Origin of the sequence: Paenibacillus sp. FSL R5-0527, assembly GCF_038008055.1 — a bacterium.
Classification (GTDB): Bacteria; Bacillota; Bacilli; order Paenibacillales; family Paenibacillaceae; genus Fontibacillus; species Fontibacillus macerans.
In genome coordinates this window covers 1-1,957 of sequence record NZ_JBBOYI010000010.1, presented here as the reverse complement: position 1 = coordinate 1,957, position 1,957 = coordinate 1, and the positions used below count along the sequence as shown (strand labels likewise).

The 1,957-nt window shown below is 43.5% G+C and carries 6 protein-coding genes; 5 read left to right on the top strand and 1 reads right to left on the bottom strand.

The features are described 5' to 3' along the window. From NYE69_RS33450 to NYE69_RS33435, 4 genes are all read left to right on the top strand, one after another. Positions 1 to 344 (top strand): phage antirepressor KilAC domain-containing protein (locus tag NYE69_RS33450; RefSeq protein ID WP_340930728.1); only part of this gene is annotated, 344 nt, incomplete at its 5' end. Between the two features lie 27 nt (positions 345 to 371). Beyond that, positions 372 to 557, top strand: a complete 186-nt coding sequence (locus NYE69_RS33445; protein ID WP_340930726.1) for a hypothetical protein — start codon at positions 372 to 374, stop codon at positions 555 to 557. A gap of 497 nt (positions 558 to 1,054) precedes the next feature. After that, entirely contained in the window at positions 1,055 to 1,213 is a 159-nt protein-coding gene (locus tag NYE69_RS33440; RefSeq protein ID WP_340930725.1) for a hypothetical protein, read from the top strand. A gap of 42 nt (positions 1,214 to 1,255) precedes the next feature. After that, positions 1,256 to 1,405: a hypothetical protein gene (locus tag NYE69_RS33435; RefSeq protein WP_340930723.1), complete on the top strand. Its 150-nt coding sequence runs from the start codon at positions 1,256 to 1,258 to the stop codon at positions 1,403 to 1,405. Here NYE69_RS33435 and NYE69_RS33430 read toward each other — a convergent pair. Then, positions 1,386 to 1,652, bottom strand: coding sequence for a hypothetical protein (locus NYE69_RS33430; RefSeq protein WP_340930722.1), 267 nt, complete (start codon positions 1,650 to 1,652; stop codon positions 1,386 to 1,388). The genes NYE69_RS33435 and NYE69_RS33430 overlap by 20 nt on opposite strands. 72 nt (positions 1,653 to 1,724) lie before the next feature. Between NYE69_RS33430 and NYE69_RS33425 the strand changes: the two genes are divergently transcribed. Then, entirely contained in the window at positions 1,725 to 1,931 is a 207-nt protein-coding gene (locus tag NYE69_RS33425) for a hypothetical protein (protein ID WP_340930721.1), read from the top strand. The last annotated feature ends 26 nt before the right edge of the window (positions 1,932 to 1,957 follow it).

Sequence of the window (1,957 nt, the reverse complement as noted above, 5' to 3'; positions counted from 1 at the left end):
TTGAAGCTGACCGCCCGAAGGTTCTTTTTGCCGATGCAGTAACCGCAAGCACAACCAGCATCCTGGTAGGAGAGCTCGCAAAGATACTCAAGCAAAACGGTGTCGAAATCGGGCAGAATCGTTTATTCGCGTGGCTTCGGGAAAATGGGTACCTGATTAGCCGTCGAGGAACTGACTACAACATGCCTACGCAGCGGTCGATGGAATTGGGATTGTTCGAGATCAAAGAAACCAGCATCAGCCATTCTGACGGACACGTGACGATCAACAAGACGCCAAAGGTTACGGGCAAAGGCCAAGTCTACTTTATCAACAAATTTAAATCTGGGCAGAAACTGGCGTGATATTAACTAACCACAAGGAGGTAAGAAATGAAAAGTGTCGTGATAATCGACTTCGGAAAGGTCAACCTAAAGAGCTTGGTTCTGACAAATGACAAAGCGTTTTATGAAGAACGAAAGGCCCAAGGCAATGTAGGATGTTTGCTTGAATCTTCTGTGATGAATGGACTTGGCATTTTACCCGGAAAGCCTATTTATCTTGTTGGTTTGGAGTAACTGGAGGTGAAGGGAACAATGCACTATCAATGTACAGCATTTATTAAATCAGAAGAGGCGACCATCACCACGAACAATGTCAATGAGTTTGATCGCCTGCTAGCTGCCGGAGGGACAATGTTGTGCCATCCAGAGTTATTCAGTCAACAGGACGGGGGAAGCGATTTAAATCAATTGGGATCGATCCCTTATGTCGTCCGAATCCCTCGGGATAAACTGGCTCGGATTCGGTCGATTCCCACTGATACACTCGAAGGCTATGAGACCCTACTTTCCGATTAGGTCCTGCGATTATCCAACCGGCATCCGTAAATTTTTGATCGATTTCAGCCAGTTGTTCAATCGAAAGATGTTCGACTCGAAGCTTATACTGTGCTCTCAACGTACATTCTCCTTTCCCTGGAATGGATAGCTTAGACAACTTACATCATACCAAAGAAAGGGAAAATTTAGAGACCGTGATAGAGCGATTAACCCCTAAGGAGGTGAGAAGAGAAATGGAAGAACAAAAGTACAAAGAGGTTCTTGGAAAAGTGCTGAAACTTGCAATGGATAGAATCGAAACGTGTGAGCCTGAACTATTGCCTGAATATGTGGAGACTATCCTAATTCTAACTGATCGTTTGCGTGAACTGGATAGACAACTTTGGGCTTAAACTTGGTCTTTAAGAATTTATGCACTAGAAAGGAGTGATTGAATGAACAAACAAGACGAGCAACGTATTAGGGAGATTGTGCGAGAGGAATTGAAAGCCGCCGAAGGAACGACGACTTTCGATTTTTGTGGGGACAACATTCATGGGGAATTAAAAGGATCACCCGAAAACGTTAACCCACATGCTCTTTGATCCATTCCCAGGCTGGTTTTGGAAGCCAACCAGAATATTCGTTTGTGACGCGTATGATTAAAACACGATCATTCTTGTCAACGTGTGGTTGGATTCTCTGCCATAACTGATCGGCAGTTAAATTGGTAGCAATTAACCATGTTGAATCAAGATATTTGCAATAACCAAATGACTTCAAGACTTCATAAAGGCCATTATAGTCCTGGCCAGCTTTATTCAAGTTGTAGCTTACAACATATACCGACATTGTACCACCTCCCCTCAAAATCCAATATTCGCCACGGGAGGGCAAAAGTCCTATTAGAAAGGAGTAAACGAAATGAATTGGACATATGAAGTAACCCTGACCTTAGATGATCAGGTAGATATTATCGTGGCGCTGAACGAAAAAATCAACCAATTCGCCGGGCAAGTAAGTGCATTCGAAGGTAAGGAAGAATATGCGGTGGCGTATGAAGAGGCTAAGAAAAACCTAAGAAGAACAACGGACTTACTGAAAAAGATTACGGAGGTTTCGCCGTTATGAATCAATTGCAGGTGATCGAATATTCC